This is a genomic window from Flavobacteriales bacterium, assembly GCA_013001705.1.
In the GTDB taxonomy this organism is placed as follows: domain Bacteria; phylum Bacteroidota; class Bacteroidia; order Flavobacteriales_D; family JABDKJ01; genus JABDLZ01.
In genome coordinates, this window is record JABDLZ010000185.1 from 1 (window position 1) to 4,496 (window position 4,496).

Genomic DNA, 4,496 nt, shown 5'->3' on the forward strand with positions numbered 1-4,496 from the left:
GTACGGGTGATAGCCAAGATCGGAAATGCCACCTTTTTGACCAATGCGACCACAGCACTCGGCTTTGCCACCTTCATATTCACAGAAAGCGACCTGCTGCGTCAGTTCGGTGTGGTAGCCTCACTCAATATCATTGGGATATTCCTGCTCTCTTTGTTCATCATCCCTATCGTGTTCTCCTATCTCCCTGAACCCAAGACCCGGCATCTCAAACACCTGCAACGTAGATGGCTCGATACCGTGGTGAGCATACTCGTTCATTGGGTGAGGAAACGCAGAGTAGCGGTCTATATCGTAACAGGGATCGTACTGATACTCGGGGTCTATGGGGTGACCATTATGCGTACTACGGGCAATATCGTAGATGACCTACCGCAAGGCGATCGTATCATTCAAGACCTGCACTTCTTCGAGGATAATTTCCATGGAGTGATGCCTTTCGAGGTCTTGGTCGATCTGGGTAGAAAAGGGCAGGCCACCAAGGATAAGAACATCAAGAAGGTAGAGAAGCTCCAAGAGGTCCTCAAAGACTATCCCGAGTTCTCCAAAAGCCTTTCGATAGCCGATGCGGTGAAATTTGCCAAACAGTCCTTCTACAATGGCGCCCCTTCCAAGTACAGTCTCATCAGAGGCTCTGAGAAAGGCTTCATCAGCCCCTATCTGAGTTCGGGTTCCGGAGGCGATGGGGTGGCCGGTCTGTTCATGGATTCCACCAAACAGATCACACGCATTTCTGCCCAGATGGCCGACATAGGGACAGATCGAATGGAGGAGATCGTCAATGACCTGAGACCACGTATCGAGGAGATTTTCCCCACCGATAGATTCTCGGTCACGCTCACCGGTACGAGTATCGTATTCCTCAAAGGGACGCGCTATCTGGTCAAGAATCTCTTGGTCAGTCTGGCCTTGGCGATCATGGTCATCGGGATGATCATGTATTTCCTCTTCGGATCACTGCGTATGGTCCTGATCTCTCTCTTTCCAAACATGATCCCATTATTATGCACGGCTGCGTTGATGGGCTATACCGGGGTACCGATCAAACCGTCCACCATCCTTGTATTCAGTATTGCCTTCGGGATATCGGTCGATGATACCATACACTTCTTGGCCAAGTACCGTCAAGAGCTGAGCATCCCGGGTAGGAATATGCGTACAGCCGTGATCAATGCGGTCAAGGAGACCGGAGTGAGTATGATCTACACCTCCATCGTGCTCTTTTTCGGATTCAGCATCTTCATCTCTTCCAAATTCGGAGGTTCTCAGGCCATTGGAATTCTTGCTTCTTTCACCCTCTTGGTGGCCATGCTCAGCAACTTGGTCGTACTCCCAAGTCTGTTGCTGTCTTTTGAAAAACTCATGATGATCAGGACATTCAGAGAACCCTTGTTCGAGATCCTGGATGAAGAGACGGATATAGACCTCGAAGCCTTGGAGATCAGGCGAGAGGATTGAACTAGATTTGCCCAAGATCTTTTACGATGAAAGGAATTATTCTCGCAGGTGGCTCCGGTACCCGATTGCACCCACTGACACTGGTAGTGAGCAAGCAATTGATGCCGGTCTATGACAAACCCATGGTATACTATCCCCTGAGCACTCTCATGGTCTCAGGCATCAAGGATGTATTGATCATCTCCACACCCAAAGACCTTCCTAGTTTCCAGCGTCTACTTGGCGATGGTTCTCACCTAGGCTGCTCTTTCAGTTATGCCGAGCAACCGGAGCCCAAAGGACTGGCTCAGGCATTCACCATCGGGGCGGATTTCATCGGACGGGATAAAGCCTCGCTGATACTGGGAGATAATATCTTCTATGGGTCAGGTCTAGGGAACACCTTACGGGCCAACAATGATCCCGATGGAGGAGTCATCTATGCCTATCACGTTTCAGATCCAGAACGCTATGGGGTCGTGGAGTTCGATAAGGATAGAAATGCCATCTCTATCGAGGAGAAGCCGAAAGAACCGAAATCCAATTATGCCGTTCCGGGCCTGTACTTCTACGACAATGACGTAGTGGATATCGCACGCAATATCAAGCCCAGCTATAGAGGGGAATTAGAGATCACCGATGTCAACAAGGAGTATCTGAAGCGAGGTAAACTCAAGGTGGCAGTCATGAATAGAGGGACAGCTTGGCTGGATACTGGGACTTTTGCCAGTCTCATGCAAGCCGGCCAGTATGTGCAGGTGATCGAAGAACGACAAGGACAGAAGATCGGATGTATTGAAGAACTAGCCTACAGGATGGGCTATATCGATGCGGAGCAATTGCAGAAACTGGCCGAACCATTGGTAAAAAGCGGCTACGGTGAGTATCTGATGAATATCCTTCCTTGATGGAAAAGATCCTGAGCTACCGACCACAGATCGAAAGCTACATCGACACCTTCCTTGCAGAACACCAAGGAGCCATCTACGAACCCGTGCGATACATACTCGAGTTAGGTGGGAAGCGTCTACGGCCTGCTCTGGTTCTTGCCGCAGCCGATTCACTAGGAGCCGACTTAAATCGAGCTGTGCCTTTGGCTGCAGCCATCGAGGTCTTCCACAATTTCACACTTCTGCACGATGATATCATGGATGAAGCCGACTCCCGCAGAGGTCGGCCTGCTGTGCATGTACGATGGAATCGGGATCAGGCGATCCTCTCTGGGGATATCATGTTCGCCATGAGTTATGATCTGGTCCTGCGTTCGGATGTACAGCGTCTCAAAGAAGTGCACCAACTATTCACTGCGACCGCCAAGGAGGTATGTATCGGCCAACAGGTGGATATGGAATTCGAACAACGTGATGAGGTGCAGGAAGAAGAGTACTTGGAGATGATTCGATTGAAGACCTCCGTGCTCATAGGAGCAGCTGCTGCCATAGGCGCTCTATCTACCAAGGCTGATAGCGGACAGGTCAAGGCCTTCTATGATTTCGGACAGAATATAGGCGTGGCCTTCCAGATCCAAGATGACATACTGGATGCTTTTGGAGAGCAGGCGGCCGTGGGTAAACGTGTCGGAGGGGATATTCTTCAGAACAAGAAGACACTCCTATATCTCAGAGCATTGGACTCGGCCGATCCTGCTTCTGCTCAGCGCCTACGTGATCTATACTCGACCACTGATCAGAGTACTCAGAAGGTAGAAGAGGTGAAGGGGATCATGGATTCTTCCGGTGCTCTCGATCAGGTGCGCCAGGTTCAAGAACGTTATGTGGAGAAGGCCATGCGATCTCTCGAGAGAGTAGGACTGGATGATCATTGGAAAGCGGAATTCAAATCCCTAGCTGATCATCAACTTCAGCGCATCTCCTGAGCCATCCATCCTCCGCATCTGGAGAAACTATCACAAGTCGACCGTTTGTAAATCAGTTCAGTACAAGGCCCGGCAATTGATAGATTCGTTCTCGAATTGAAGCTTCAAGCCGAGCATATCCACAAACGCTACAGAGAGCACCGAGCCCTGGATGGAGTGAGCATCTCTGTGCCTGAGAAAAGCATTTTCGGCCTTCTCGGTCCCAATGGAGCAGGAAAGACTTCTCTGATTCGTATCATCAATCAGATCACAGGTCCGGATGAAGGACGTGTCCTCCTAAACGGTAGGCCGATCACACGGGACGATATCTCCGTGATAGGATACCTACCAGAAGAACGCGGGCTGTACAAGAAGATGAAAGTCGGAGAGCAGGCCATCTATCTGGCTCGATTAAAAGGGCTGAGTGCCTACGAAGCGCGCAAGAAACTGCGATACTGGTTCGAGCGATTCGATCTGCTAGCTTGGTGGTCCAAGAGCGTAGAGGACCTTTCAAAAGGGATGGCTCAGAAAGTGCAGTTCATCACTACGGTACTTCACGAACCGGAGATCCTTATCCTGGATGAGCCTTTTTCCGGCTTCGATCCTATCAATACTAATCTGGTCAAATCCGAGATACTCCGATTGCGCGATGAAGGCGCCACCATCATGCTCTCTACCCATAACATGGCATCAGTAGAGGAGATCTGTGATGATATGGCACTGATCGACCGGGGCCGGGTGGTCTTGGAAGGGCAGGTGCAAGAAGTCAAGCAGCGATTCAAAGAGCATGTCTACGATGTCTTTTTCAAGGGTCAGATGCTCGGATTTACCAATGCGCTTTGGACGGGTTTCGAATTGGTGGATAGAGAGGATCTGGACGGAGGGATGATACGTGCCCGAATCCGATTGCTGGGAGACAATACGGTCAATGACCTACTACAGGCCGTCATGCCACACGCGCAGATCAATGAGATCAGTGAGGTCATCCCCAGTATGAATGACATCTTCATCCAGGTGGTCAACGAAAAGGAGGAGGAGCATGCATAAGGTCTGGTTGATCATACAACGGGAGTACCTGACACGCGTCAAAAAGAAGTCCTTCATCATCATGACCATTCTTGGGCCTTTGCTCTTCGTGGGCTTCATCGGAGGAGCCTTTTACTTGAGCCTGGATGATTCTCGAGAGTTCGATGTGGTATTGACC

5 protein-coding genes are annotated in these 4,496 nt (G+C 50.2%); all 5 read left to right on the top strand.

What is annotated here, in order from left to right; genetic code table 11:
* On the top strand, positions 1–1,458 hold a 1,458-nt coding region (locus HKN79_07590), incomplete at its 5' end, for an MMPL family transporter (GenBank protein ID NNC83423.1).
* Between the two features lie 26 nt (positions 1,459–1,484).
* The gene (rfbA, locus tag HKN79_07595) at positions 1,485–2,345 is read left to right on the top strand and encodes a glucose-1-phosphate thymidylyltransferase RfbA (GenBank protein NNC83424.1); all 861 of its coding nucleotides are present in this window, start codon (positions 1,485–1,487) and stop codon (positions 2,343–2,345) included.
* Complete coding sequence (locus HKN79_07600; protein ID NNC83425.1) at positions 2,345–3,313, top strand: polyprenyl synthetase family protein; 969 nt, start codon at positions 2,345–2,347, stop codon at positions 3,311–3,313. The genes rfbA and HKN79_07600 overlap by 1 nt, the downstream gene beginning before the upstream one ends.
* 75 nt (positions 3,314–3,388) lie before the next feature.
* A complete protein-coding gene (locus HKN79_07605) occupies positions 3,389–4,339 on the top strand; it encodes an ABC transporter ATP-binding protein (protein ID NNC83426.1) in 951 nt (316 codons plus the stop codon).
* A partial coding sequence (locus HKN79_07610) for an ABC transporter permease (GenBank protein NNC83427.1) occupies positions 4,332–4,496 on the top strand: 165 nt, incomplete at its 3' end. The genes HKN79_07605 and HKN79_07610, both read left to right, overlap by 8 nt.

Excerpts from the sequence above, each read along its gene's own strand:
- rfbA (NNC83424.1), top strand. The coding sequence starts at position 1,485 with ATGAAAGGAATTATTCTCGCAGGTGGCTCCGGTACCCGATTGCACCCA.
- HKN79_07600 (NNC83425.1), top strand. The coding sequence starts at position 2,345 with ATGGAAAAGATCCTGAGCTACCGACCACAGATCGAAAGCTACATCGAC.